Origin of the sequence: Amycolatopsis sp. NPDC101161, assembly GCF_044768185.1 — a bacterium.
GTDB lineage: Bacteria > Actinomycetota > Actinomycetes > Mycobacteriales > Pseudonocardiaceae > Amycolatopsis.
In genome coordinates this window covers 1,301,728-1,326,718 of the sequence record NZ_JBIWPI010000002.1, presented here as the reverse complement: position 1 = coordinate 1,326,718, position 24,991 = coordinate 1,301,728, and the positions used below count along the sequence as shown (strand labels likewise).

At 71.7% G+C, this 24,991-nt stretch carries 25 protein-coding genes and 1 riboswitch; of the genes, 11 read left to right on the top strand and 14 right to left on the bottom strand.

What is annotated here, in order from left to right; translation table 11 throughout:
- Nucleotides 1-14 precede the first annotated feature (14 nt).
- Together thpD and ACIRSS_RS17510 are read left to right on the top strand one after the other, a co-directional pair.
- Nucleotides 15-917: an ectoine hydroxylase gene (thpD, locus tag ACIRSS_RS17515; protein ID WP_400895928.1), complete on the top strand. Its 903-nt coding sequence runs from the start codon at nt 15-17 to the stop codon at nt 915-917.
- 407 nt (nt 918-1,324) lie between these two features.
- Nucleotides 1,325-4,069 (top strand): BTAD domain-containing putative transcriptional regulator, encoded by a 2,745-nt coding sequence (locus ACIRSS_RS17510; protein WP_400895926.1) that lies wholly within the window; start codon nt 1,325-1,327, stop codon nt 4,067-4,069.
- Nucleotides 4,070-4,356: 287 nt separating this feature from the next.
- Here ACIRSS_RS17510 and ACIRSS_RS17505 read toward each other — a convergent pair whose 3' ends face one another.
- The 6 genes from ACIRSS_RS17505 to ACIRSS_RS17480 form a co-directional block, all read right to left on the bottom strand.
- Nucleotides 4,357-5,025, bottom strand: a complete 669-nt coding sequence (locus ACIRSS_RS17505) for a DUF4190 domain-containing protein (RefSeq protein WP_400895923.1) — start codon at nt 5,023-5,025, stop codon at nt 4,357-4,359.
- Nucleotides 5,026-5,331: 306 nt separating this feature from the next.
- Nucleotides 5,332-6,213 carry a hypothetical protein gene (locus ACIRSS_RS17500; RefSeq protein ID WP_400895920.1) on the bottom strand — a complete coding sequence of 294 codons (882 nt, stop codon included), beginning with the start codon at nt 6,211-6,213 and terminating at the stop codon, nt 5,332-5,334.
- Nucleotides 6,210-6,686, bottom strand: coding sequence for a DUF6932 family protein (locus ACIRSS_RS17495; RefSeq protein ID WP_400895917.1), 477 nt, complete (start codon nt 6,684-6,686; stop codon nt 6,210-6,212). The genes ACIRSS_RS17500 and ACIRSS_RS17495 overlap by 4 nt, the downstream gene beginning before the upstream one ends.
- Before the next feature lie 57 nt (nt 6,687-6,743).
- A complete protein-coding gene (locus ACIRSS_RS17490) occupies nt 6,744-7,145 on the bottom strand; it encodes a hypothetical protein (RefSeq protein WP_400895914.1) in 402 nt (133 codons plus the stop codon).
- Between the two features lie 4 nt (nt 7,146-7,149).
- The gene (locus ACIRSS_RS17485; RefSeq protein WP_400895911.1) at nt 7,150-7,887 is read right to left on the bottom strand and encodes an OmpA family protein; all 738 of its coding nucleotides are present in this window, start codon (nt 7,885-7,887) and stop codon (nt 7,150-7,152) included.
- Nucleotides 7,888-8,330: 443 nt separating this feature from the next.
- Entirely contained in the window at nt 8,331-9,149 is an 819-nt protein-coding gene (locus ACIRSS_RS17480; RefSeq protein ID WP_400895908.1) for an SGNH/GDSL hydrolase family protein, read from the bottom strand.
- Between the two features lie 255 nt (nt 9,150-9,404).
- On the opposite strand from ACIRSS_RS17480, the gene ACIRSS_RS17475 reads away from it, so the two are divergent.
- Entirely contained in the window at nt 9,405-10,067 is a 663-nt protein-coding gene (locus ACIRSS_RS17475) for a DUF3159 domain-containing protein (RefSeq protein ID WP_400895906.1), read from the top strand.
- 45 nt (nt 10,068-10,112) lie between these two features.
- Here the strand turns inward: ACIRSS_RS17475 and ACIRSS_RS17470 are convergent, their stop codons facing one another.
- Both ACIRSS_RS17470 and ACIRSS_RS17465 read right to left on the bottom strand, forming a co-directional pair.
- A complete protein-coding gene (locus ACIRSS_RS17470; RefSeq protein WP_400895903.1) occupies nt 10,113-11,132 on the bottom strand; it encodes an N-acetylglucosamine kinase in 1,020 nt (339 codons plus the stop codon).
- Nucleotides 11,129-12,175 carry an SIS domain-containing protein gene (locus ACIRSS_RS17465; protein ID WP_400895901.1) on the bottom strand — a complete coding sequence of 349 codons (1,047 nt, stop codon included), beginning with the start codon at nt 12,173-12,175 and terminating at the stop codon, nt 11,129-11,131. Before ACIRSS_RS17465 ends, ACIRSS_RS17470 begins: the two co-directional genes overlap by 4 nt.
- A 148-nt stretch (nt 12,176-12,323) precedes the next feature.
- Here ACIRSS_RS17465 and ACIRSS_RS17460 point away from each other — a divergent pair, with 148 nt between their 5' ends.
- Nucleotides 12,324-13,079 carry a GntR family transcriptional regulator gene (locus tag ACIRSS_RS17460; RefSeq protein ID WP_086678867.1) on the top strand — a complete coding sequence of 252 codons (756 nt, stop codon included), beginning with the start codon at nt 12,324-12,326 and terminating at the stop codon, nt 13,077-13,079.
- Nucleotides 13,076-14,605, top strand: a complete 1,530-nt coding sequence (locus ACIRSS_RS17455) for an MFS transporter (protein ID WP_400895898.1) — start codon at nt 13,076-13,078, stop codon at nt 14,603-14,605. The genes ACIRSS_RS17460 and ACIRSS_RS17455 overlap by 4 nt, the downstream gene beginning before the upstream one ends.
- On the opposite strand, the gene ACIRSS_RS17450 is transcribed toward ACIRSS_RS17455, so the two are convergent.
- Nucleotides 14,602-15,552 carry a threonine/serine dehydratase gene (locus tag ACIRSS_RS17450; protein WP_400895895.1) on the bottom strand — a complete coding sequence of 317 codons (951 nt, stop codon included), beginning with the start codon at nt 15,550-15,552 and terminating at the stop codon, nt 14,602-14,604. The genes ACIRSS_RS17455 and ACIRSS_RS17450 overlap by 4 nt on opposite strands.
- Nucleotides 15,553-15,699: 147 nt before the next feature.
- Between ACIRSS_RS17450 and ACIRSS_RS17445 the strand changes: the two genes are divergently transcribed.
- Nucleotides 15,700-16,437 (top strand): hypothetical protein, encoded by a 738-nt coding sequence (locus tag ACIRSS_RS17445; protein ID WP_400895892.1) that lies wholly within the window; start codon nt 15,700-15,702, stop codon nt 16,435-16,437.
- A gap of 58 nt (nt 16,438-16,495) precedes the next feature.
- Here ACIRSS_RS17445 and ACIRSS_RS17440 read toward each other — a convergent pair whose 3' ends face one another.
- From ACIRSS_RS17440 to thiE, 3 genes are all read right to left on the bottom strand, one after another.
- Nucleotides 16,496-18,247: a hypothetical protein gene (locus ACIRSS_RS17440; protein WP_400895889.1), complete on the bottom strand. Its 1,752-nt coding sequence runs from the start codon at nt 18,245-18,247 to the stop codon at nt 16,496-16,498.
- A complete protein-coding gene (locus ACIRSS_RS17435) occupies nt 18,138-19,334 on the bottom strand; it encodes an OmpA family protein (RefSeq protein WP_400895886.1) in 1,197 nt (398 codons plus the stop codon). The genes ACIRSS_RS17440 and ACIRSS_RS17435 overlap by 110 nt, the downstream gene beginning before the upstream one ends.
- Nucleotides 19,335-19,521: 187 nt before the next feature.
- Nucleotides 19,522-20,181 (bottom strand): thiamine phosphate synthase, encoded by a 660-nt coding sequence (thiE, locus tag ACIRSS_RS17430; protein WP_400895883.1) that lies wholly within the window; start codon nt 20,179-20,181, stop codon nt 19,522-19,524.
- A gap of 31 nt (nt 20,182-20,212) precedes the next feature.
- Nucleotides 20,213-20,318, top strand: a riboswitch (TPP riboswitch).
- On the opposite strand from thiE, the gene thiO reads away from it, so the two are divergent.
- The 4 genes from thiO to ACIRSS_RS17410 all read left to right on the top strand — a co-directional run bounded on the left by thiO (nt 20,312) and on the right by ACIRSS_RS17410 (nt 22,871).
- Complete coding sequence (gene thiO, locus ACIRSS_RS17425; RefSeq protein WP_400895880.1) at nt 20,312-21,385, top strand: glycine oxidase ThiO; 1,074 nt, start codon at nt 20,312-20,314, stop codon at nt 21,383-21,385. Its footprint overlaps the riboswitch before it by 7 nt.
- On the top strand, nt 21,385-21,585 hold the full coding sequence (thiS, locus tag ACIRSS_RS17420) for a sulfur carrier protein ThiS (protein ID WP_400895877.1): 201 nt from the start codon (nt 21,385-21,387) through the stop codon (nt 21,583-21,585). Before thiO ends, thiS begins: the two co-directional genes overlap by 1 nt.
- A gap of 1 nt (nt 21,586) precedes the next feature.
- On the top strand, nt 21,587-22,345 hold the full coding sequence (locus ACIRSS_RS17415) for a thiazole synthase (protein WP_400895874.1): 759 nt from the start codon (nt 21,587-21,589) through the stop codon (nt 22,343-22,345).
- A gap of 97 nt (nt 22,346-22,442) precedes the next feature.
- Entirely contained in the window at nt 22,443-22,871 is a 429-nt protein-coding gene (locus ACIRSS_RS17410; protein WP_364452288.1) for a MarR family transcriptional regulator, read from the top strand.
- A 1-nt stretch (nt 22,872) separates the two neighbouring features.
- On the opposite strand, the gene ACIRSS_RS17405 is transcribed toward ACIRSS_RS17410, so the two are convergent.
- The gene (locus ACIRSS_RS17405) at nt 22,873-23,232 is read right to left on the bottom strand and encodes a winged helix-turn-helix transcriptional regulator (RefSeq protein ID WP_400895871.1); all 360 of its coding nucleotides are present in this window, start codon (nt 23,230-23,232) and stop codon (nt 22,873-22,875) included.
- 92 nt (nt 23,233-23,324) lie between these two features.
- Between ACIRSS_RS17405 and ACIRSS_RS17400 the strand changes: the two genes are divergently transcribed.
- Nucleotides 23,325-24,164 carry an SDR family oxidoreductase gene (locus ACIRSS_RS17400; protein WP_400895868.1) on the top strand — a complete coding sequence of 280 codons (840 nt, stop codon included), beginning with the start codon at nt 23,325-23,327 and terminating at the stop codon, nt 24,162-24,164.
- On the opposite strand, the gene ACIRSS_RS17395 is transcribed toward ACIRSS_RS17400, so the two are convergent.
- Nucleotides 24,161-24,964 (bottom strand): ion transporter, encoded by an 804-nt coding sequence (locus tag ACIRSS_RS17395; RefSeq protein WP_400895866.1) that lies wholly within the window; start codon nt 24,962-24,964, stop codon nt 24,161-24,163. The genes ACIRSS_RS17400 and ACIRSS_RS17395 overlap by 4 nt on opposite strands.
- Between the last annotated feature and the right edge of the window lie 27 nt (nt 24,965-24,991).

The following is a 24,991-nucleotide window of genomic DNA, read 5'->3' as shown; positions in this document are numbered from 1 at the left end:
AGGAGGCGAAGCCCGTGACGCTGACGGACACCCGGGTCGACGACACTTACCCGACCCGGATCACCGGTACGCCGGAGCACCTGCCGCGCGTGCACCCCACGGTGTGGGGTACCGAAGCCGACGGTCCGATCGACGCGGCCACCCTGGCGAACCACGAGGCACGCGGCTACACCGTGGTCGACGACCTGCTCTCCGTCGGGGAGGTGCAGACGTACTGGCAGGAACTGGTGCGGATGTCCTCCGACGAGGAGCTCGCCCGGGACGAGCGCGTGATCACCGAGGCGAAGACCGGTGAGGTCCGGTCGATCTTCGACGTCCACGAGATCTCGGCCCTGATCGCCGAACTGGTGCGCGACCCGCGCGTGCTGGACCGGGCCCGGCAACTGCTCGGCTCCGAGGTGTACATCCACCAGAGCCGCGTCAACTACATGCCCGGGTTCAAGGGCACCGGGTTCTACTGGCACTCGGACTTCGAAACCTGGCACGCGGAGGACGGCATGCCGTCCCCGCGGGCGGTCAGCTGCTCCATCGCGCTGACCGACAACTACCCGTTCAACGGCGGCCTGATGATCATGCCGGGCTCGCACCGGACGTTCGTCCAGTGCGCCGGCGAGACGCCGGAGGCGAACTACAAGAGCTCGCTCAAGGACCAGCGGGTGGGCGTGCCCAGCGAGGACGACATCACGAAGATGGCGGCCGAGCACGGCATCGACCAGTTCACCGGCCAGGCGGGCTCGGCGCTGTGGTTCGACTCGAACATCATGCACGGCTCCGGCAACAACATCACCCCGTACCCGCGCTCGAACATCTTCCTGGTGTTCAACAGCGTGGAGAACGCGTTGCGGGAGCCGTTCGCGGCGAGCGCGCCGCGGCCCGCGTTCATCGCCGGCCGCGACTCGACCCCGATCTCGCGGTAATCACAGCCCGCCGGTGACCGACCAGGTGCGCTTTGTTACCGTGTCGCCACCGCGCGGGCGTGTGGTCCGCGCAACTGACGTCTTCGCGGACGATCGGCGGGTGCTTCGCTCGGGGTGAGCTCACCCGCCTGGTCGCCTGCGGTGACGGGCAGGCGGACCGCGCCCCCTGGCGGCCCGGCTGTTTGCTCCACCACGACCCCCTGCCCGCGGATCGGGACCGACGGCAGGGGGTCGTGCCATGTCCGCCCGTGGATGTCGCACCGCTTCCCGCTGACCGCTACGGAATTCGCAGAAGCCCCAAAACTCCTGGTACCGGCCCCGCTCGACAACCGGTGACCACGGTAGGTTGATTTTCGGCGAGGGAGACGCCGAACCGACCGTGAACCCCCGGGGAGGTGGGCGCGAGCATGGCCGAATGCCGGTTCCAGCTGCTCGGGCCCGTCCAGCTCTTCGCCGGTGACGTCGCCGTCCCGATCGGCGGTCCCGGGGTCCGCGGCCTGCTCGCCCTGCTCGCGCTGAAGCCCGGCAAGGTCGTCGGGCTCGACGAGATCATCGACGCCCTCTGGGGTCACGACCCGCCCGCCACCGCGCGCACCATCGTCCACGGCAACGTGTCCCACCTGCGGCGGGTGCTGCGCGACATCGACGGCCCGAGCATCCTGACCACGCCGCCGGGCTACCTGCTGGCGGTCGACCCCGAGCGCGTCGACGTCCACCGTGCGCGCGCCCTGCTGGACCGCGCGTCCCTCGCCGCCCCGGAGACCGCCGCCGCGCTGCTGGCCGAGGCGCTCGCGCTCTGGCAGGGCCCGGCGCTGGGCGGCGTGCCGGACTCCTTGCGGGCTCCCGAACTGGAGGACCTGCGCCTCGCCGTGCACGGCGCCCGCGTCGACGCCGATCTCGACCTCGGCCGGCACGCCGAGCTGATCGTCGAGCTGAGCCCGATCGTCCGCGCCGACCCGCTCGCCGAACGGACCGCGGGCCAGCTCATGCGGGCGCTCTACCACGCCGGGCGGCGCGGGGACGCGCTCGAGCTGTACCGGACCGTCTCGCGCGCCACGCTGCGCACCCTGGGCGTCGAGCCCGGCGCCGAGCTGCGGTGGCTGCACGAGCGCGTCCTGAACGACGACCTGCCGGTGCGGGACGTCGTCGCCCCGGCCGCCGCGGAGCCGGAGAAGGCGATCTCGCAGCTGCCCGCCGCGGTGCCGAGCCTGGCCGGACGCGCCGACGAGCTCGCCTGGCTCGACGGCCTGGTGACCCGCGCCGAAGCGGGCGAGACGACGATCGCCGTCGTCACCGGGACCGCGGGGGTCGGCAAGAGCACGCTGGTCGTGTGGTGGGCGCACCGCGTCGCGTCGCGGTTCCCGGACGGCGTGCTGTTCGCGTCGCTGCGCGGCTTCGACCCGCACCACCCGCCGCTGGAGCCGGCCGAACTGCTCACGCAGTTCCTGCTCGGGCTCGGCGTCGAGACCGCGAAGATCCCCGAGCTGCTGCACGAGCGCGTCGCGCTGTACCGGTCGCTGATCGCCGGGCGCCGGATGCTCGTGCTGCTGGACGACGCCCGCAGCGCCGAGCACGTGCGCCCGCTGCTGCCGCCGAGCGCGCGGACGATGACCGTGGTGACCAGCCGGTCGCGCCTGGACGGGCTCGCCGTGTCGAACGCGGCCAAGCAGCGCGTCCTCGGCACGCTCGCGCCCGACGACGCCGTGCGGCTGATCGAGGAGCTCGCCGGGCCGGCCGAGCTCAACCACGCGCTGGCGCGCCTGTGCGGCTACCTCCCGCTCGCCCTGCGGATCGCGGGCGCGCGGCTGTCGGCGAGCGCGCAACGGACCGCGGAGGAGCTGGTCGACGAGCTGGGCAACGAACGCACCCGGCTGGCCGGGCTGCAGGTCGAGGGTGCCGACGACGGCGTGCGCGCCGCGTTCGACGTCTCCTTCCGCGGCCTGCCCGGCGAGATCGCCGAGACGTTCCTGCAGCTGGGCGCGGTACCCGGAGTGGTGGTCGGGCCGCACCTGATGGCCGCGGTCGCGCAGATCCCGGTCGCCGAGGCCCGGCGCCGGCTGCGCGCGCTGGCCGCGCACAACCTCCTCGAGGAGACCGCCCGGGACGTCTTCGTGCCGCACGACCTCGTCTGGCTCTACCTGCGCGAGCTCGCGGAACAGGAGCTGGGCGAGAAGGAGCGCGACGAGGCGCTCGGCTGGACGGTCCGCTACTACCAGGCGGTCGCCGACCGGGCGCGGCGCCGGCTGGGGTACGTCGCCGACCCGCTGGACTTCACCGGGGTGCTCGCCGAGGAGGCGATGCCGCCGTTGACCGGCTTCGCCGAGGCGCAGGAGTGGTTCGCGGCCGAGTGGCCGAACCTCCTCGCCGCCCTCGATGCCGCGTACGCGGCGGGCCGCCACGACGACGTCTGGCGGCTGGCGCGGCTGGGGCACAGCTACCGCGTGGTGTGCCCGCTGCCGGACGAGTGGACGCGGCTGGCCGACCTGGGCGTCGCGGCGGCGGAGGCCGCGGGCGACGTCGAGGGCCAGTGCTGGCTGCGGCTCGCGCGGTGCGAGATCGCGCTGGCGTTCGAGCTGCCGGGCTCGGGGTTCGGGGACGCCGAGCGGGCGGCGGCGCTGGCGGCCGGGTCCGCCGACGCGCGGCTGGTCACGTCGGCCGACCTGCACCTGGGCCGCGCGCTGAGCCGGCGCGGCGAGCACCAGAAGGCGATCGACCGGCTGGCGAAGGCGATCACCGAGGCCCCGGACGTCACGCTGCGCGGCCAGGCGCTCAGCAGCTGCGCGCAGGCGGAGAAGCGCGCGGGCCGGCTGGCCGAGGCGATCGCCCACCAGCTCGCGGGGCTGGCGATCGACCGCTCGCTCGGCGACGACGACCGGGTCGTGGTGGCGCTGGACAAGCTGGCCGACCTCAGCCTCCGCGCGGGCGACCTGGAGGCGGCCGAGCGGTACGTCTGGGAGGCGATCGACCTCGCGATCAGCCGGGAGTTCGTGGCCCGCGAGGGCGCGTTGCGGCTGACGCTGGGGCGGGTGCTGCGGGCGCGGGGTGATCTCGACGGCGCGCGGGAGCAGCTGGCGTTGTCGGTGCGCATTTACGAGAGGGTGCACCCGAAGCTCGTCGGCGAGGTGCGGGCCGAGCTCGCCGAACTGCAGTGACGATTTCGCGTGACAACTCCGCGCCGGTGATCGACATTCGTGAAGAGAGTTGCGAATGGATCACGACGGCGGAGACCAGCGTGAATCCTTAGTGGATTCTTAGTGCCCGCAGCCGCCGTCCGCGTAGGTTCGGCAGGGCCGGCTGAGCCCTAGGGGAGGGGCAGGCTGAGACGCCGGCGCCGGGCCCCGTGCGGGAAAACCCCGCCGGGGCCGGGAGCCGCCAGGAGCGGCTCGTGGCGGCCCGGCCGGCCGACGTGGGGGTAGGCCGGCCGGTCGCCAGGCTCGGCTCAGCTCACGTTCGCCGTGCAGAGCGCGATCGTCGTCCCGCTGTTTTCCGCGACCTTCTTGCCGTCGACGAGAATGGCGCAGCTGATTTCGTTGGTCATGTTGGAATTGCGGGTGTCGGCGGTCAGCGTCAACAGGTACGAACCATTGTTGTAGGACGCCCCGCCTTCCCACGCGTCGGTGCTCGCCGGCGCGTTTTCCGTGCGCTGGTCCGAAAGGCTGCCGTAGCGCACGGTCGCGCCGCCGGCGGAGGTCACCTGGAACGTCACGGTGTGCTTGTCCCCGCCCACCGCGGGCATGTGCAGCCCGGCTTCGCCGCCGCCGAGGAAGGTCGAGTACAGCAGCATCCCGGCCGTCGTCAGCAGCGCGGCGACGGTGGCAACCGTCGCGGTGATCGCGATCCCGCGATCGCCCACGGTGCCCTTTTTGGCCTGGACCAGCCCGGTGATCGCCAGCACGAGCCCGATCCCGCCCAGCGGCCACGCGACGAATCCGACGTCCGGGACGAACGTGACGACCAGGGCGGCCACGCCGAGCAGCAGGCCGACGATGGCGAGGATGTTCCGCCCGGGTTTGGCGTTGGCCTGACGACGCTCCGTGGCCGTCACCGGTGGCGCGGGCCGTCCGTGGCGCGCGGCGGTCGGCGGCGGGTACTGCGGGTCGGTCATCATGCGGGCCCCTTCGGGTGGGAGTGCGACGACGTTAACCCATAAGAGTGCCCGAGAACGAAATTGTTACATTCTGGAAAAAGTCATTGTCCCACCATTTTGCGCTGAGTACCGGTATTTCCTGACATCGCGCGCAGGGTGTGGCCCGGTGATCAATGGGAAGAATATCGGAGTTCCCACTGTTCGACGCGAGGTTTGCCGACCTCGCAGCGGGTAGCGTAAATACCGTACGGGCGTCCGGACACCGCCGGCGAGCCTACGACGAGCGTCGGTATCGCTGTTCAAGACGAAAGTCGCACATCGGACTTCTCAGTCGAAAAGGCTCACTTCGGGGGTGATTTCGAGGAGCTCGAAAACGGGCCGGCCGCGGCGGCCGTCGATCGTCGTCGTGCGCACGACGCGCAGCCGGGCGGTCACCGGGCGGTCGAGGTTCTCCTTGATCTCGTCGAGCAGGTCCGGCGCCACCGCGCCCTGGATCGTCCCGCCGGACTCGCGGTCGAGGTAGAAGATCCGGCGCCGCGTGCGGACGCCGTCGAGCCGCCCGCGCACGGTCTCGTAGCCGACGGCCTCCCGCGACTCCCGGAGGCTGCCCTGCAGGATCCGCGCCTGGTCGGTGGTCATGCTGCGGGTGACCTGCTCGCCCGCAGTCGGCGTCAGCGCCATCCCGATGCCGGCGTTCTTCGCGACGGCGTTCACGATGTCGCTCACGGCGTTGCGGACGGTGTCGCGCTGCAGCAGCACGGCGTCGAGCGCACCGTCGTCCGAGCCGTTGGCGGGCAGGAAGTCGCACAGCTCCTTGACGGCGCGCTCGGACAGCGTCTCGATGCCGTCGACGATCAGCGCGTCGTCGGCCACCGGTTCCGGGAAGCCGAAGAAGATCGCATTGCCCGCCTGGCCGCGCTGGATCAGCGGCGCCTTGTCGCGGTCGGCCTGCTGGACCTGGGTGACCTCGCCGGACGGGTTCCGGATGATGTGCCCGATCTTCGCCGTCGCGTCCTGCAGCGCGCGGCTGATGTCGGAGAAGGTGTAGGCGTCGATGGTCTGCTCACCGATCACCGAGACGTGCAGCAGCGGCGAGCGGGACGTCCGCTCGAACTTGGCGTTCGCGGCCATCGCCGACGCGCGCGCCAGGTCGTCGAGCCACGTGCCGCCCGGGATCTCGTCGGCGATGCGCCGGAACTCGTTCCTCACCAGACCATCTCCGGGTAGCCCCTGCCGCCTTCGGCCCAGACCTCGGCCCAGACGTCCTCGTCGCCGGGACGGCAGAGGAAGCCGTCCAGCATGCCGCCGACCGGCTGGACCTGGTCGAGGTACATCGCGGGCTGCCCGACGATCACCCCGCGCAGCGTGAGCAGGCCGTACAGCGCCGACCGGCCGGCGTCGTCGAGCCGCTTCAGCGCGCCCCACTCGTCCGGGATCAGGACGACGTCGAGGCCGCGCGGCGGGTGCGCGGTGCGGGTGATCAGCTCGCCGCCGATCCAGGCCCGCCCGGACGGCATGATCCGCCGGGCGACGCCGAGGTAGCTGTTGAGGGCGCTGAAGAGGATCTCGCGCTCGTTCTGGTGCGGGGCGTCGAAGACCAGGCGTTCGTAGACGTCGGCGAGGTCGCAGGCGTGGCGGCCCGGCGGCAGAACCTGCTGGGGCGTCCAATGGGGGAGCGCCACGCCACCCCCTCCTCGGGCCTCGCTCACAGTGCGTAGCCGAACTTACCAGGATGGGTGTCAGCCACCGCGCCCAGGCTGGTGCGGCCACTGCGGGGCGGCCTCTTCGGACTCGGGCCAGGCGGGTTCTTCCTCGGTGGGCCAGTCTTCGGCCTGGACCCCGCGCTGGGGCGGCAGCGGCAGGTGCCCTTCGCGGTGGCCGGCGGGCTCGGGTCCGTCGTCGTCGTGGACGTCCTCGGGCCGCTCGGTGCCGGGCTGCATCCAGGCGGCGGGGATGAACTGCGTCTGCTCGGTGGCCGAGGGCTCTTCGTAGCGAACCTCGGGCTCGGGTTCGGGCTGGGGTTCGGGCTTGGGGCGCTGGGCGGTGCGCAGGACGAGCCACGAGGTGAGCGCGCCGAGGGCGAAGGCGACGACCAGCCACAGCCAGATCTGCCCGAACAGCCACACCATCTGCTCACTCACCCCTTCAAACGACTGTGATCTCGACGCGCCGGTCTTCGTCGCCGCCGGTGGACGGGCGCGTGTCGCCCAGCCCGCGGTAGGTCACGCGCTTGGTCGTGAGCCCGTTGGTGGTGAGGATCCGCGTGACGGCCTTGGCGCGGTCCCGGGAGAGCTTGAGCGCGCCGCTCGCGCTGCCGGTCCCGCGGGCGGCGTGGCCGGTGACGCGGTACCGGAAGGTGTCCGGCGACTTGGCGAGCGCGACGGCGACGGCGACGGCGGCCTGCTCGCCTTCGGGCGTGAGCCGGGCGCTGTCGGGCACGAAGGTGATCGGCGACTCGGCGAGCATCCGGTCGATCTCGGCCTGCACACCGGCCTTGTCGGTGGGAGGCGGCGGAGCGGTGGCACTGGTGGTGGGAGGCGGCTCGCTAGTACTGGGCGGCGGCGCGCTCGTGGTGGGTGGCGCGCTCGGGGCGACGGGAACGACGTCGCCTTGCAGCTGCGCGGCCCGCACGCCGTCGACGTTCTGGACGACGTCGAGGGCCTGGAGAGCTTGGTCGGGCGCGAAGCCGCTGAGGGTGGCGTCCCGGCCGTCGAAGGTGACGGTGCCTTTGCCGAGGCCGGCTTTCGCCAGGGCGGCCTGGGCATCGGCGGTCAGGTCACGCTGGATGTTCCCGGCTTGCGCCCAGGTGACAACCCCCGCGAGCAAGGCGGTGACCAGCACCGCGATCGGGACCACGAGGATCCAGCGACGACCACCGGACATAAGGGGACTGTAAGCCGGGCGGGGCGGGTTGGCGAGCTGGGGAAGGGTGGTCTTCCACAAGTTGTCCCCAGGCGAGTCGACATGTGGACAACTGGAGGGGCGGTGATCGGTTGGGCACGTTCTGTCGGAGGGGGCCGATAGAATGGACTCGGGGACGCCCCCCTGGGGAGTGGCGGGGGATGTCTGTGGGTCTCGGGGGTGGGGTCGGCTGCTGCGCAGTGAGTCGGCGCGGCGTTCAGGAAGCGCGGCCGCGCGGCCGCGCTTCGGCTTTGGCGGTCAAGACACGCGAGGGAGCCGCCCGCGAACCCGGCCATGCCCTCGCCGACCGCTCACGTTGCTGGCCACCCACGCCGCCGGCCGCGACGCTGCTGGCCCACCACGCCGTCGGCCGCCGCCCAACCCGCGCCGCCGGCAAACCCGCGCCGCGAGGTCCGAACGACTCCTCAGCTGGCCTGCTGCCGCGGCTGGGCGCTGTCCGGCACCTCGAGCACCTCCAACGGCAGCAACGGCGCCAGCTGCGGCCGCTTAGGCGACAACCCGTCCCCCATCGACTGACCACGCAGCTGCCGCCGGATCCACGGCAGCAAGTGCACCTTCGTCCACGTCAAATCGGACCGCCGGGAGTCGATCCAGCGCGACGGCGTCGCCTCCGACGGCCACGGCTCGCGCCAGTCGCCCTCGACCGGGATTCCCAGGACCTCCGCCGACTTCAACGCGATCCGGCGGTGCGCCTCCGGCGAAAAGTGCAGCCGGTCGTCGCTCCACGCCCTTCGGTCGTGCAGGGGTGCCATCGCCCACAGGTCGACCATGCGGGCTCCGTGGCGTTCGGCGATCGCCCACAGGTGGGTGTTGTAGATCGCCACCTTGCCGCGCAGCACCGACATCACCGACAGGACCTTCGTGTCCGGGCCGTTGAAGATCAGCACCGGGATGCCCGCTGAGCGCAGCTTCGCCACGCCCTCCTCCAAGCGGGCCGCCACCGCGTCCACGTCCGCCCCCGGGACGATGATGTCGTTGCCGCCCGCGCACAGCGTGACCAGGTCGGGCTTCAGCTCCAGCGCGATCGGGAGCTGCTCGTCCAGGATCTCGTCGATCATCTTGCCGCGCAGGGCGAGGTTCGCGTACTGGAAGCCGGACCGCCCCGCCGCCAGGATCTCCGCGAGCCGGTCCGCCCAGCCGCGGAACGAGCCGTCCGGCAGCCCGTCGTTGAGCCCTTCGGTGAAGCTGTCCCCGATCGCCACATAGCTGTCGAATCCGTACACGTTGGGTCCCCTTCCCGTCCTGCAACCGACACCCCGACATGTAGTTGTACACCACAACTAACCATCCGGGGTTCGCCCCCGCGTTCAGCCTGCGGTAACAGTCTCTTATCTTGTCGGCCTTCTCCGCTCCCCTATTACGCAGTCTTCACCTTCCGCATGCCGTGAGACAGCACACTCGAAGGCCATTACCACATGCGGTGTGGCGAAAATCTCCCTGCTTGGAGCCTCCGTGACGTGATCCGGCACGCTGGAGGGGTGTCCGCAGAACCCCGTGAGCCGCTCACGCAGATCCTCGGTGGCCGTCGCGGCGCGCTCGACGCCAGCATCCCACCCGTCGGCTTCGTCGTGGGCTGGCTCGCGGCCGGGCAGTCCATCGCCTGGGGTGCCGGCGCCGCCATCCTGGTCGCCGTCGCGCTCGGCGCCTACCGGCTCGCGCGCGGCGGGAAGGTGCGCGCGGTGGTCGTCAGCCTGGCCGCCGTCATCGCGGCCGCGCTGATCGCCCTGCACACCGGCCGCGCGCAGGACTTCTTCCTGCTGCAGCTGATGTCCAATGTGGCCAGCGCGCTGCTCTGGGCGGCCAGCATCGTGGTCCGCTGGCCGCTGCTCGGCGTCGTCGTCGGCCTGGTGCTCGGCCAGAAGACGCGCTGGCGCCGCGACCCCGTGCTGCTGAAGGCGTACTCGCGCGCCAGCTGGGTGTGGGTGTTCGGCCAGTACGCGCTGCGCGTGGTCGTCTACGGCCTGCTGTGGTGGTCCGGCCAGGTGATCGCGCTCGGCGTGGCCCGCACGGTGCTGTCGTGGCCCCTGGTCGCGCTGACCGTCGCGGTGAGCGGCTGGGTGCTCTACCGGGCTCTGCCGCCGGAGCACCCGGGGCTGCGCTTGGCCCCCGAAACCGGCCCGGACGACGTACCCCGGACATAAGGCGGCCCCCGGCGAGGGGGGAGGGTCCGGGGGCCGCTGACTACGTTACCCGGAAAACCCGGGTTCAGTCGACGTTTTGACGTGTTCCTGGCAAGGGATTTGCCCAGTCTGGGGAAATACTGGTCTAACCACCCCTTCCCCGAACGCGTCCACGGCGGCGAGCCAGGCGGCCCCCAGCACCCCGTCGGAGCTGGTCAGCACCTCGAGCCCGGACAGACCGCGGCGGACGAGCTCTCCGATCGGGCTTTGTCCGGTGAGCACCGAACCCACGAGCACGACCGGCGTCGACTCGCCGGGCTCGCGCGCGGCGAGCGCGTTGGCGACCAGTAGTTCGGCCGCTCGGGTGACGATCGCGCGCGCGGCGGGCTCGCCCGCGTCGTGCGCCGCGCTCACCAACGGGGCGAACCGGGCGAGCCGGACCGGCGCCTCGGCGTTGGCCGCCGTGATCAACGCGCGCGACGCCGCGAGCCGGCCGGTGTCCGTCCGGACGTCCAAACCGGACGGTCCGAGCGCGGCGGCGAGCACCGCCGAGGGCAGCCCGTCGAGGGGGAGCCCGCGCCCGAGAGCCTCCAAAGTGGATCGGACGGCTTCGCGGCCGAGCCAGAACGCCGAGCCTTCGTCGCCGAGCAGCCAGCCGTAGCCGCCCGCCGTGCCGGCCAGCCGCCGCTTGCGGATCCGGCCGGCGATGGAACCGGTGCCGGCGACGAGCACGGTCCCGTCCGGCGCCGACGTCGCGGACGCGTACGCCACTTCGGCGTCGGCGACCACCCGTACGTTCGTCAGCCCGATTCGCGTCCAGGCCGCGTCGAACACCGCCGCCACGCGCACGTCGCTGAGCTTGCTGACGCCCGCCATGCCGATCACGCAGGCGCGCACGTCGCCGGGGTCGCGGGCGCCCAGCGCCGCGGTGATCGCGTCGGCGATCCGGCCCGCGGCGACTTCGGGCGCGTGCGAGTTGGGGTTGGCGCCGTCGCCGCGCCCGGTGCCGAGCACCACGCCGGTGGCGTCGACCAGTGCGGCCCTGGTCGACGTTCCGCCGGCGTCGACGCCGATCGCGAAGCTCACCTCGTCTTGGTCACCTTCAGCAGGCCGCGCGGGCTGTCCGGGTCGCCGCCGCGGGCGAGCGACAAGCCGAGCGCGATCCGCTGGATCGGCAGGATCTCCAGGATCGGCGCCAGCTCTTCGACCGTCGGCGCGACGTCGATGCGCAGCGCCGCGGGCACCTCCGAGGCGGCCGAGCCGACCGCGAGCACGTCCGCGCCGCGCTTGCCGACGGCGTCGAGGACCTCGTGCATCGCCTGCCCGCCCTGGCCCCGGCTGGTCACCGCGAGGACGGCGGTCTCGCCGTCGACCGCCGCGACCGGGCCGTGCAGCAGGTCCGCGCCGCTGTACGCGCGGGCAGCGAGGTAGCTGGTCTCGGCGAGCTTGAGCGAACCTTCGAGCGCCGTGGCGTAGGAGTAGCCGCGGCCGGTGGTGAGGACCCGGTCCACGAAGCGGTACCGGTCGACCGCGCGCTGGACGCCCTCGGCGGCGCCGTCCAGGGTCTGCTGCGCCAGCTCGCCGATCTTCTCGGCGTCGGCCGCCTTGCCGCCGCGGACGGCGTCGATGAGCAGGTAGAGCGCCATCAGCGTCGCCGAGTACGTCTTGGTCGCGGCGACGGCCTTCTCGACGCCGGCGCCGATGTCGACGCCGAGCTCGGACGCCGCGCGCAGCGGCGAGTCCGGCGTGTTGGTGACGGACACGGTCAGCGCGCCCTGGCGCCGCGCCGACTCGGTGACCTCGATCAGGTCGGGCGAACCACCGCTCTGGCTGACCGTGACGAACAGCACGTCCCGCAGATCGGGCCGCGCGCCGTAGAGGGTCGCCGTGGACGGGGAGACAAGACCAGCCGGAAGGCCGAGAAGTACCTCGATCAGGTACTTCGCATACAACGCTGCGTGGTCGCTCGATCCACGCGCGGCGAGCAAAGCGAAGCGCGGAGGCCTCTGTGAGATCTTTTCCGCCACCTCCGCGATTTCCGCCTGACGCTCCACCAGTCCCGCCAGTACCTCCGGCTGCTGGGCGATCTCCGCGGCCATGTGCTCGCCGGGCCGTTGTTCGGTCATCATTTTCCTCTCCACCTCCGGCATTATGTACCGGACTCAGGCGGCGTCGGTCAGGTCTAGACCAATGTTAGTGGGGCGGCGCGTTTGGGGAAAAGGGTACGTTTCTTACGGGGACGTGGCGTGCGATGAGGGAAGACATAGGGAGTCGGGCATGTTGGAGACCACCACCACGGGCGAGGCGAGCGCCGTCGCCGGGATGCGCGGGCAGCGCGAGCCCAAGTACTGGGCGCTGAAACAGCACCTCCTCGACCTCCTGGACGTGCTGCCGCCCGGGTCGCCGATCCCGACCGAACGCGCGCTCGCCGGGGAGTTCACGGTCTCCCGCACCACCGTGCGCCAGGCGCTGGCCGACCTCACCGCCGAAGGCCGGCTGCACCGCGTGCAGGGCAAGGGCACCTTCGCGGCCGAGCCGAAGCTGGCGCAGCGGCTGCAGTTGTCGTCCTACACCGAGGACATGCGCCGGCAGGGCCTGAAGCCGTCGTCGAAGCTGCTCGAACTCGAGGAGCTGCCCGCCGAGGGCGACCTCGCGAAACTGCTCGGAATCCGTACTGGTGCGAAAATTCTTCGCCTTCGACGGCTTCGACTGGCGGACTCGCAGCCGATGGCGCTGGAGACCTCGCACCTGCCGGCCGGCCGATTCCGCGGGCTGCGCAAGCACGTCTCGGCGGGCGGTTCGTTGTACGCCGTTCTACGCGAGCACTACGGCGTCGAACTGGAACGCGCCGAGGAATCGATCGAGACGTCGCTCGCCGGCCCGGAAGAGGCGGAGATGCTCGGCGCCGACGTCGGCATGCCGGTGCTGCGGCTGACCCGGCACTCGTTCGCCACGGACGGCAAGCCCGTCGAGTACGCCCGCTCGGTCTACCGCGGCGACCGGTACAAGTTCGTCACGACGCTGATGCCGTGACCGCCACGGAAGACACCGGGATCCGCTGGGGGACGCACGCCGCCCGGGGCGTGCTCGCCACCACCATCCTCGGCTCGGGCATGGCGATGCTCGACGGCACCATCGTCAACGTCGCCCTGCCCCGCATCGGCACCGAGCTGAACGCCTCCGTCGCGGGGCTGCAATGGATCCTCGACGGCTACATGCTGGCGCTCGCCGCGCTCATCCTGGTCGCCGGCTCCCTCGGCGACCGGTACGGCCGGCGCCGCATGTACCTCATCGGCGTCGTCTGGTTCGGCGTCGCCTCCGGGCTGTGCGCCGCCGCCGTGTCCACCGAGATGCTGGTCGCGATGCGGATCCTGCAGGGCATCGGCGGCGCGCTGCTGACGCCGGGGTCGCTCGCGATCCTCCAGTCCTCCTTCGCGCACGACGCGCGCGCCCGCGCGATCGGCGCCTGGTCCGGCCTCGGCGGCATCGCCGCGGCCGCCGGCCCGCTGCTGGGCGGCTTCCTCGTCCAGGTCTGGTCGTGGCGGCTCGCGTTCCTGATCAACGTCCCGATCGCGCTGGTCGTCGTGCTGATGGCCCGCAAGTTCGTGCCCGAGTCGCGCGACCCGCAGGCGACCGGGCACCCCGACTTCGGCGCCGCGGCTTTGGGCGCGATCGGCTTGGCCGGCGTCACCGGCGCGCTGGTGGAGGCGCCCGGCCGCGGCATCGGCGACCCGATCGTGCTGGTCGCGGGCCTGCTGGGGATCGCGGGACTGACCGCGTTCGTCGTCGTCCAGCGCCGCGCGCGCGAGCCGCTGGTGCCGCCGTCGCTGTTCCGCGACCGGACGTTCACCCTGGCCAACGCGCTGACCTTCGCCATGTACGCGGCGCTCGGCGGCGTGATGATGCTGCTGGTCATGCAGCTGCAGGTGTCGCTGCACTACTCGCCGACCGCGGCCGGCCTGGCCGGGCTGCCGCTCACGGTGATCATGCTGCTGCTGTCCGGCCGGTCGGGGGCGCTGGCCCAGCGCATCGGGCCGCGGACGCAGCTGGTCGTCGGCCCGATCGTCGTCGGCGTGGGGATGCTGCTGATGCTGCGCATCGCGCCCGGCGCGTCCTACCTCGGCGCGGTGCTGCCCGCGGTGGTCGTGTTCGGCTTGGGCTTGGCGACCGTCGTGGCCCCGGTGACCGCGACGGTGCTCGCGGCGGCGCCGGACCGCTACGCCGGTGTCGCGTCCGGCGTCAACAACGCGATCGCGCGGTCGGGCGGCCTCTTGGCGGTCGCGGTCCTGCCGGCGGCGGCCGGCCTGACGGGCGAGGCGTACGCGGACCCGGTGGCGCTCACCGCGGGCTGGCGGATGGCGCTGGTCATCTGCGCGGCGCTGGCGGTCGTGGGCGGGCTGATCGCGCTGGGCATCCACAACGGCGTCCTGGCGCCGCCGTCGACGCCGGCCGCCGGGAAACCGGACGACGAGTCCCCCCACCTGGGCGAGTGCTACCACTGCGGCGTCGAGGGGCCGCCGACGCACGTCCGCGGCGGGGCCCCGGTCGCCGGCTCCTAGCCCGCGAGGATCTCCGCGAGCAGCGCCGGGTCGGCGTTGCCGCCGGAGACGATCGCGACCGTCTTCCCGGCCGGCAGCTCGGCCGCGTGGAACAGGTACGCCGCCGTCGCCACCGCGCCGCTGGGCTCGGCCACCAGCCGGGCCTTGCGGGCGACGGTGCGCACCGCCTCGCGGATCTCGTCCTCGGAGACCGTGACCATGGCGTCCACGACCGCCCGCAGGTGCGCGAACGTCAGCTCGGACGGCTGCGCGCGCAGGCCGTCGGCGATCGTGCGGGCGCGGTCGGCCTGCGGCCAGTCGACCCGGCGGCCCAGCCGGTGCCCCTCGGTCGCGTCGCCGGCCAGCGCCGGCTCGACACCGATGACCGTCGCGTGCGGGGCGCGCGCCTTGATCGCGGTGCCGACGCCGGCGGCCAGCCCACCGCCGCTGACCGGCACCAGCACGACGTCGACCTCGGGGAGGTCCTCGGCGATCTCGAGGCCCACCGTGCCCTGCCCGGCGATGACGGCCGCGTCGTCGAAGGGCGGGACGAGGGTCAGCCCGCGTTCGGCGGCCAGTTCGTGCGCTTTCCCCTCGTGCTCGCCGATCGGCACCTCGACCACCTCGGCGCCGTACCCGCGGGTGGCCTCGACCTTGATCCGCGGCGCGATGTCCGGCACGACGATCACCGCGGGCACGCCGAACCGCTGCGCGGCGTACGCGACCGCTTGCGCGTGGTTGCCGCTGGAGTAGGCGATGACACCCCGGGTACGCCGTTCTTCGCCGAGGGTGGCGATCGCGTTGAACGCGCCGCGCACCTTGAACGCGCCGACCGGCTGGAGGTTTTCGGGTTTGAGCCACAGGGTTTCGCGGGGATCCCACGTTTGGAGCAACAGGGGCGTGCGCACGGCGACATCCCGGACGCGCTTCGCCGCGGCCTCGATGTCGGAGATCGTCACCAGTTCCATGTGCCGAGTATGTCAAGAAAGTGTTCGACGTGGAGTGTCTATTGTGGACAGTCGGAGTGGTCCTCCTCACGCTCCGGCAACGCGGGGAGTTCCTCGCGCGCCTTACACGTTGGGAACGGGGAGAAGACTTTCTAGCGGATCGGGATCATGAGCAAGGAGAACGCAGCGGCTTCCGAGGTTGACACGGCGAAGGAAGAAAAGTCCGGCCTGCGGATCGCGCAGGTGATGGCGGCGGCGCTCGCGGCGGTGACCGCGGCGCTGCTGGGATCGACCCTGGGCGTGGCGGGCACGGTCGTCGGCGCGGGCGTGGCGAGCGTGGTGTCGACGGTCGGCAGCGAGCTGTACCTGCGCTCGCTGCAGCGCACCCGCGAGGCGGCGCTCAAGGCGCGGCAGCTGGCGACGTCGGGGATCCGGCGGCGGGAAGCCGTCGAAATCCCGATCACCGACCAGCCCACGGTGCAGCTGGCCAAACCGGAGCCTTCGGGCCTGTCGTCGCGGCTGCGGAAGCTGCGCTGGCCGTTGATCATCGGCACCAGCGTGGCGGCGTTCGCGGTGGCGATCCTGGCGATAGTCGGGTTCGAGTCGGCGACGGGCACCCAGATCGGCGGCGGCACGGGTACGGGCATCGGCAAGATCTTCGGCAACGGCGGTGGCGGCCACACGGACACCACGCCGTCGACGACGCCGTCGACCTCGAGGGACACCCAGGTGTCCCCGACGGACACGACCACGACGCCGTCGGACACGTCGACGGCCCCGACGACCTCGTCGGAGACGCCGACGACCACGCCGAGCACGACGACGCAGCAGCAGCCGTCGACGTCGGCCCCGGCGACGACGACCCCGCCGACCAGCAAGGGCGCGGCGACCACCCCGACCCCGTAGGGTTGCTGAATGGCACATTGAAGGACCTCGAGATCCCTCAATGTGCCATTCACGGCGCTCAGTCGGTCGGCGCGACCCAGTCGAATCGAGCCTGCGCCGTTTCCGTCGAACCGGCGGTCACAGCGGGTGCGAGCCACGCGGTACTGACCGTCGCAACCATCGTCAGCGCTGCTCCGATCAGCATCAGCCGGTGAGGTGGTTTGGGCCGCTCGGGGATCTCGACGAGGGAGCGCCCGACGATGACCACGCGGTTGCCCTCCGGCCGACGGACCGGATCCGCGGGGTCGCGCTGCTCACCGGCCCTGTCGGCGGTGATCTCGGGAGGTCGGACGCCAGTCGAAGGCGACCCCGATCCCCGGTCGGCGAGCCACTGGTTCACGATGTCCAGCCGCCTCAGCAGGGCATCGCGCTTCGTGGCCGGGTCGCGGAAGACCGGTTGTGCCCGTCGAGCGAACTCGTCTTGGTCGAGGTCGCTCGGGGGCAGGCCGAACCAAGTCCAAGCCAACTCGACCGCGCGTCGGTAGTCCGCCAAGGTCTGCTGACGGATCGTCTCGGCGTGGTTGGCCAGCACCTCCGCGGCCGCCAGCGCGTTGTGGGCGGCCTCCCGCTCGCTCGACACCCGGCCGCGGGCGCGTTTGATCCGCGCGTTGAGCCCGTCGATCGCCTCCGCTTCGATGCGCAAGCGGTCTCCCAGGAGATTGCCGCGGCAGTACAGGCGCGCCATTTGGACCACGACGCAACCGAGGACCAAGCCGATCACGATGCCGAAGAGGGTCGCCTCGTAGATGGGCAGGTCGGCTTGCCGCCCGAGCCACGCGACCCGGACGCCACCCACCAGCGCGACAGCGGCCGCTACTGCGACGAGAGCGTGGTAGGCGTGCGAGTACTGCCGATCCGCCTCGGCGATGTCGTCGGTGCTGGGGGCGGCTTCGTCACCGATGAGCCGCCTGCTCGTGAGCGGCCGGTTGTGGTCGCCGGCGGCCCCGCGGCGGTCCACGCTGAGCCGTTCGGCATTGACGAACGTGCGAGCCGCCCATTCGATGGCCAGCACTTGGAGGCTCACCATGCCAACGCCGATCGCCCAGCGGAACGTGTTGTCGGCGCTACCCTCGAACGACAGGTTCAGCAGAGGCTTCCAGAGCAGTAGCGCGTCCATCACGCCCAGCAGCGTCGCCGCGATCAGCCGCCAGCTCTTCTCCCAACCGCGCTGCGTGTGCCGGGCGTCGCCTTCGGAGCTGCGCTGGCGAGCCAGCGCCTCGTCGCGCTGGTGGATCGCCTGGAGCCGCGAGCCGTCGAGCTTCTCGCCGTCCGGCCCGGTCACCTGCTCGTGCATGATCCCGCCGGCGTACTCGATGGTGTCGACGGCTTCGGCGATGTGCTTCGCGGCTTCGACCTCCTGCGCCGCGGCGCGGTCGTCGGTAGGAGCCGAGTACTCGAGCGCCACCGCCTGGCATGCGGCCGCGGTGTTGTGGACGGCGTTCGCGGCCGCGATTTCCAGCGGGTGGTCGTGGTCCGGCTTGCCGGTCTCAGGGTCGATCGCGTTGAGGTAGGTCTCGACCGCCGCCGACCAGACTCCTTCGTCGGCGATTCCCAGCGCCATGCGCGCCTGGCGTGGCAGGTCTTCTTTGCGGAACCCCCCTTTCGGGAGGCCCGGGTAGGGGTCCAGGGGGAGCTCGGGTGTCTCGGTCACGGTTCTCCGTTCAAGGGCGAGCGATGAGCTTGATGACGACGACGCGTTGCGCGGCCGACGTGGCGTCCTGGCCGGGCGTCGCCAGCTGGTCGAAACCGACGCCGGCGGCGTCGATGTCACCGGGTGGGATGCCTTGTTCGCGAAGCAAAGCGGCGATCGCTTCCGCCCGGTCGGCTGATGTTTTCCGGGCGCCGGCGGCATCGCCGTATTTCGCGCAGTAGCCGGTGACGCTGATTCGGCTGTGCCCGTTGTTCGCGCGGTATTGCTGCGTGACCTGGACGGCGGCGGCGGTTGCGGCCGGCCGGTCGATCAATTCCGCACTGTCGGGTGCGAATGCGGCATTGTCGATTCGGGGTTGCAGCGAAGGTGACGGCGGTGGCGAAGAGAAAGGAGTGATCGGGGGCACTCGCGCACTGTTCGGCCACGCGTCGGAAGTACTGTTGTCGTGTACCGGGTCCGCGACGGTCGCGCCAAGGCGCGACCCGAGGCTTTGAATGAACTTGGCTCGCCAGGATTCCGATCTCGGGTCGAGCGGAAGTTGGTCTTCTCCCACTGGCGTGAGCAGGACGACGTGCAGGTCGACGTTGCTGAGGTTGAGGTCTCTCAACGGTGTCTTCATCAGTTCGTCCACCGCCTGGGCGGGCTCGGCGCCTGCGCTGAGCTTGGAGATCGTAAGCGGCTCGGTAGACCCGGTCAGCACGGTCGTGGTCAGCCAGACCTCGGCGTTCCCGGCGCGTTCAGCTTCATCCGCCGCGGCTTGCAGTGCGGCGTACAAGGAGAAACCGGTCTTGCTCACGGGGACCTTTTCGAGCTTGCCGGCCACGTCCTTGAGAACGTGATCCACATTGGACGCCTGCTGTCGGGTGTCGGCGACCTTGCCGTTCCCGCGGTCGAGATCGAGGCCCACGGCGTCCGCTACGGAAATCGCCCGCTCACCGACGGCGTACGCGCTGAGACGTCCGCCGCCCTCGGCCCCGATCGTCCGGATGCGATCGCGGACTGCCCGGGGAATGGCGCCGGGAGCATGGTCGGTCTTTTCTGCGAGCCACACGATGTTCGTGCTTTTGGTCGGTGTCTGGCACTGGACGAGCACGATGAGAAGGGCGACAAAGGCCGCTACCGCACCCGCGAAGAAAAGCATGATCCGGGCGCTCTTGGTGAGCGACCGTCTCTGCCGGAGCACATTTTCTTCTTCGTCTGCGTACATCGTCGCGAATCCTCCATGCGGAACCCGGGGCTGAGGTCTCGGGGTTCGCACGAGGGTCGCTGTTCGGCCGAACGCTGTTACTCCGTGCAGTATGCAGTTGGCCCGTTCGGGTAGGTTAGGTGTGGTTCAGGTGGCGATCTCATCTCGAGCGGTAACAATTCGTCAGTCGACGCGACCGTCGCCCGGATCAGGGGAGGCGGGCGCGCAACTCCCGCGCTGCGGCTTCCGGGTCCTCGGCCTCCGTGATCGCCCGGACCACCACGATCCGAGAGGCTCCGGCCTCCAGCACCGAGGGGAGCCGGTCGCCGTCGATGCCGCCGATCGCGAACCACGGGCGGTCCGGGGTCCAGGCCGCCACCGAGCGCACCAGGTCCAGGCCCGGCGCGGACCGGCCCGGCTTCGTCGGCGTCGGCCAGCACGGGCCCGTGCAGAAGTAGTCCACGCCCGGCTCCGCGGCCGCCGCGAGGGCCTGGTCCAGCGAGTGCGTCGACCGGCCGATCACCACCTCGTCGCCGAGGATCCGGCGGGCCAGCGGCACCGGGATGTCGTCCTGACCCAGGTGCAGCACGTCCGCGCCGACCGCCAGCGCCACGTCGGCCCGGTCGTTCACCGACAGCAACGCTCCGTGCCGCGCGCACGCCTCGGCCAGCACCTCCAGCGCCGCGATCTCGCCGGCGGCTTCCAACGCGCCGGTCTTGTCGCGCAGCTGGATGATGTCGACGCCGCCGGCCAGCGCCGCGTCGGCGAAGGACGCCAGGTCGCCGCGGGATGTGCGGGCGTCCGTGCAGAGGTACAGGCGCGCCGCGTCGAGGCGGGCGCGGATCTTGTCACCGGAAAGGGCGGGCATAGCGGCGACCGTACCTCGCCAGCTAGGGTGGACTGGTCCGCACGGGAGCCCGAGGGACGGGCTGAGAGGGAGCTGCCGCTCCGACCGTGGAACCTGATCCGGGTCATGCCGGCGCAGGGAGCGTGATTCCATGACGAACCTGGCAGTGGTGGGCGGCGGCGTGATCGGCCTGTCCACGGCGTGGCGCGCGGCCGCGAACGGCCACGAGGTCACCCTCTACGACCCCGCGCCCGTCCGCGGCGGTGCGTCCTGGCTGGCTGGCGGCATGCTCGCCCCGGTCACCGAGGCCTGGCCGGGCGAGGAAGACGTCCTGCGCCTCGGCGAAGAATCGCTGAAGCGCTGGCCCGGCTTCGCGAGCGACCTCGCTCAGGAGGGTCTCGACCCCGGCCTGGCCGAACACGGCACGCTCGTCGTCGCCTTCGACAGCGCCGACGCCGGCTACCTGGACATCCTGGCCGGCCACCTGCACCGGATCGGCCGCGCGGCCGACCGGCTCACCGGCCGGGAGACCAAGCGCCTCGAACCGGGGGTCGGCTCTGTCCGAAGTGGACTCCACATGCCCGGCGACCTGGCCGTGGACAACCGGAAACTCCTCCAAGCCCTGTACGCCGCCTGCCAGAAGCGAGAAGTCCGGTTCGTCCGCGAACGCGTGGAACGGATCCCGGACGCCGAAGCCGTCGTGCTCGCCGCCGGCGCCTGGACCGGGCGGCTGCACCCGCAGCTGGCCGACGCCGTCCGCCCGCTCAAGGGCGAAATCCTCCGGCTCCGGCCCCGCCGCGGCTGCCTGCCGCCGCCCACGCACACGGTCCGCGCGGTCGTCGAAGGGAAGCCGATCTACCTCGTCCCGCGCGGCGACCAGGAGCTCGTCCTCGGCGCGACGCAGTACGAAGCGGGCTTCGACCAGGCCGTCACCGCGCGCGGCGTGCGCGAGCTGATCGAAGGCGCCGAACGCGTCTTCCCCGCGATCACCGAGTACGAGCTGGCCGAGACCGCCGCGGGCCTGCGGGCCGGCAGCCGGGACGTGCTGCCGTACGTCGGCGTCCTGGACGACGGCGTCTTCGCCGCCACCGGGCACCACCGCAACGGCCTGCTGATGGCCCCCGTGACCGCGGACGCCGCGGTCGCCTGGCTCGGGGGTGAGAAGCCGCCCGAAGGCGTCGAAGCGGCTTCACCCGCCCGCCTGCACCAGAAGGAGCACGTGTGATGGAGATCAAGCTCAACGGGAAGTGGACGGAGTTCCCGGACGGCGCCACCGTCGCCGACGTCCTCGACGCGGCCGGCGGGCAGCGGCCCGGCATCGCCGTCGCGGTCGACGGCGTCGTCGTCCGCCGGGGCGACTGGGCGGCCACCACCGTGCCCAAGGGCGCGGGCGTCGACGTGCTCACCGCGGTCCAGGGAGGCTGAAGTGGACGAAGAACCGCTGGTCATCGGCACCGCCAAGCTGACGTCCCGGCTGATCATCGGCACCGGCGGCGCGGCCAACCTCGCCGTGCTGGAACGGGCGCTGGTGGCGTCCGGCACCGAGCTGACCACCGTCGCCATGCGCCGCGCCGACGCCGAGGGCGGCTCCGGCGTCCTCGAGCTCCTGAGAAGGCTCGGCATCGAGCTGCTGCCGAACACGGCGGGCTGCCGCACGGCCGCCGAAGCCGTGCTCACCGCGCAGCTCGCGCGGGAGGCGCTCGGTACCGATTTGATCAAGCTCGAGGTGCACGCCGACGACCGGACGCTGCTGCCGGACCCGTTCGAGACCCTCGACGCCGCCGAACGGCTGGCCGCCGACGGGTTCACCGTGTTCGCCTACACGAACGACGACCCGGTGCTCGCGCTGCGCCTGGAGGAGGCCGGCTGCGCCGCGGTGATGCCGCTGGGCGCGCCGATCGGCACCGGCCTCGGCATCCGGAATCCGCACAACATCGAGCTGATCGTTTCGCGCGCGGGCGTGCCGGTGATCCTGGACGCCGGAATCGGTACCGCGTCGGACGCGACGCTGGCGATGGAGCTCGGCTGCGACGCCGTCCTGCTGTCGACGGCCGTCACCCGGGCGGCGGACCCGGAGCGGATGGCCGCCGCCATGCGCTCGGCCGTCGTCGCCGGTCACCTGGCCAGGAGCGCGGGGCGCGTGCCGCAGCGGTTCTGGGCGCAGGCGTCGAGTCCACCCAAGTGAACCGGGGTGGCTTCACGTCGAGTGTGCACCTGCAGCCCGTAAGGTGGACGGCACTTTCCGGCGCACCCGCGGCGGGGCAGGGCAGAAGGAGCCAGCCGTGACGAGCACATCGGTCCAGGACGTCTCGGGCAGGTTGTACCTGGCCGTCGGCAGGCTGTCCCGGTCGCTGCGGCAGGCCGGCGTCCCCGGCCCCGGCCACGGCGCCATCTCGGCCCTCGCGACGCTGGTGATCTCCGGGCAGCTGCGCTTGGGCGACCTCGCCGCGAAGGAGGGCGTCGCCGCGGCGACGATGTCGCGGATCATCGCGTCCCTGGTCGAGGCGGGGTACGTCAGCCGCGAGTCCGACCCGGTCGACCGCCGGGCGTGGCTGGCGAAGGCGACCGAAGAGGGCGAGCGGCTGGTGTCCGGCGTCCGGTCGACGCGCGTGCAGGAGCTGAACCGCCGTCTCGACCGCTTGACGCCCGAGCACCGCGAAGCCCTCACGGCGGCGCTCCCGGCGCTCGAGGCCCTGATCGCGGACGACTGAGCTAGTCCGCGAGCCGCCGGGTGATCCGGTCGAACAGGTCCATCAGCGGTTCGCCGACGTCCCGGCCGAACTCGGTCAGCCCGTAGGTGACCTGCGGCGGTGTCGTCGGCTCGACCCGGCGCCAGACCAGGCCGTCCGCCACCAGCGCGCGCAGGGACTGCGCGAGCATCTTCTCGCTGATGCCCTGGATGCTCTCCCGCAGCTCGAAGAACCTGAGGTCGTTGCGCTGCAAGGAGATCAGCACCCAGACGCCCCACCGGCTGGTGACGTGGCCGACGACGTCCCGCGCGACGCAGTCGGTGTGAAACACCTCATACCGGCCCTCGGTGCCGGCCGGGGTGAGCTGCGAGCCTCCGGTCATGTCCGGAGCTTACCCAGAGGTATGTACTTACCAAGAGTTAGCCCGGCTCCCTACCGTCCCGATCACCAAGGAACCGGACGAAGGAGCTGTTCATGATCGTGGTGACCGGGGCGACCGGGAACGTGGGCCGGCCGCTGACGCGGGCGCTGGCCGAGGCCGGACAGCAGGTGACGGCGGTGTCGCGGCACGCGGCGGCGGTGCCGGAGGGCGTCCGGCACGTGGTGGCGGACTTGGCGGAGCCCGCCGGGCTCGAGCCCGTGCTGGCCGGTGCGAAGGCGCTGTTCCTGCTGCTGTCCGGCGACCTGCACGCCGTCGGGGCCGACCCGGCCGACCTCATCGCCCGCGCCGCGGCCGCCGGGGTCCGCAGGGTGGTGCTGCTGTCGACCTTGGGCGTGGTGACCAGGCCCTTCGGCACGACGCGGATCGCGATGCGCGCACTGGAGGACGAGCTGCGCGGGTCCGGCCTGGACTGGGCGATCCTGCGGCCGGGCGGGTTCGCCTCCAACGCCTTGTGGTGGGCCGGGTCCGTCCGCACGCGGCGGGTCGTCGCCGCGCCCTTCGGGGACACCGGCGTGCCCGTCGTCGACCCCGCGGACATCGCCGAGGTCGCCGCGGCCTGCCTGCTGGACGACCGCCACACCGGCGGCACCTACGAGCTGACCGGACCGGCGGTGATCACCCCACGCGGGCAGGCGGCGGCCATCGAAGCCGCCCTCGGCACGCCCGTGCGGTTCCAGGAGCTCACCCGCGAAGAGGCCAAGGCCGGGATGACGCGGAGCATGCCGGGTGAGCTCGCCGACGACACCCTGGACATCCTCGGCGCCCCCAGCGCGGCCGAACAGCGCGTCAGCCCGGACGTCGAGCGGGTGCTCGGCCGGGCCCCGCGCTCGTTCGCCGACTGGGTCGCCCGCAACGTCGCCGCGTTCCGCTAGGCGGCCGTCCGGCGCAGCTCGGCGAGCTCCGCGCGCAGGGCCCGGAGCTCGTCGAGGATCTCCTGGTTCGCCGCGGCCTGGGTTTCGGCCTGCTTCGCCTCTTCCTCGCGGATGTCCTGGCGCAGCTCGTCTTCCATGCCGCTGACCACCACGGCGATGAACAGGTTCAGCACCGCGAAGCTCGACACCAGGATGTAGACGACGAAGAAGATCCAGGCCATCGGCGCCTGTTCCATGATCGTCTTCGCGATGTCCGGCCACGCCTCGCCGGTCATCACCTGGAACAGGGTGAACAGCGACGTGCCGAGATCGCCGAAGTTCTCCGGGGAGATGGCGCCGAACAGCTTCGTCGCCATCACCCCGGCCACGAAGATGATCAGCGCCAGCAGGGCGGCGATCGAGGCCATGCCGGGGATCGCGGCGAGCAGGCCCGAGACGACCTTGCGCATCGACGGCACGACCGAGATCAGCCGCAGCACCCGGAGCACGCGCAGCGACCGCAGGACGGCGAACGGCCCGGTCGCCGGGATCACCGCGATGCCGACGACGAGCAGGTCGAAGACGTTCCAGTTGTCGGGGAAGAAGCCGCCGCGGTAGGCGTAGAACTTCGCCAGCAGCTCGGCGACGAAGATGCCGAGCGCCACGTGGTCGAGGACGTGCAGGAGGTCGCCGTAGCCGGCCATCAGCGACGTCGACGTCTCCATGCCCAGGGTGACCGCGTTGAAGACGATCACGGCGATGATGAAGTTCTGGAAGCGGCGGTCTTCGATGACCTTCGCCACGCGCTCGCGTCCGGTCAAGGCCGCCCCCTGCTTGGTTCAAGAATC

Coding starts and splice junctions, on each gene's coding strand:
- ACIRSS_RS17435 (WP_400895886.1), bottom strand. CDS start 19,334: ATGTACGCAGACGAAGAAGAAAATGTGCTCCGGCAGAGACGGTCGCTC.
- thiO (WP_400895880.1), top strand. CDS start 20,312: ATGACGAACCTGGCAGTGGTGGGCGGCGGCGTGATCGGCCTGTCCACG.
- ACIRSS_RS17505 (WP_400895923.1), bottom strand. CDS start 5,025: ATGATGACCGACCCGCAGTACCCGCCGCCGACCGCCGCGCGCCACGGA.
- ACIRSS_RS17465 (WP_400895901.1), bottom strand. CDS start 12,175: ATGATGACCGAACAACGGCCCGGCGAGCACATGGCCGCGGAGATCGCC.
- ACIRSS_RS17460 (WP_086678867.1), top strand. CDS start 12,324: ATGTTGGAGACCACCACCACGGGCGAGGCGAGCGCCGTCGCCGGGATG.
- ACIRSS_RS17450 (WP_400895895.1), bottom strand. CDS start 15,552: ATGGAACTGGTGACGATCTCCGACATCGAGGCCGCGGCGAAGCGCGTC.
- ACIRSS_RS17510 (WP_400895926.1), top strand. CDS start 1,325: ATGGCCGAATGCCGGTTCCAGCTGCTCGGGCCCGTCCAGCTCTTCGCC.
- thiE (WP_400895883.1), bottom strand. CDS start 20,181: ATGCCCGCCCTTTCCGGTGACAAGATCCGCGCCCGCCTCGACGCGGCG.
- thiS (WP_400895877.1), top strand. CDS start 21,385: ATGGAGATCAAGCTCAACGGGAAGTGGACGGAGTTCCCGGACGGCGCC.
- ACIRSS_RS17445 (WP_400895892.1), top strand. CDS start 15,700: ATGAGCAAGGAGAACGCAGCGGCTTCCGAGGTTGACACGGCGAAGGAA.
- ACIRSS_RS17405 (WP_400895871.1), bottom strand. CDS start 23,232: ATGACCGGAGGCTCGCAGCTCACCCCGGCCGGCACCGAGGGCCGGTAT.
- ACIRSS_RS17400 (WP_400895868.1), top strand. CDS start 23,325: ATGATCGTGGTGACCGGGGCGACCGGGAACGTGGGCCGGCCGCTGACG.
- ACIRSS_RS17485 (WP_400895911.1), bottom strand. CDS start 7,887: ATGTCCGGTGGTCGTCGCTGGATCCTCGTGGTCCCGATCGCGGTGCTG.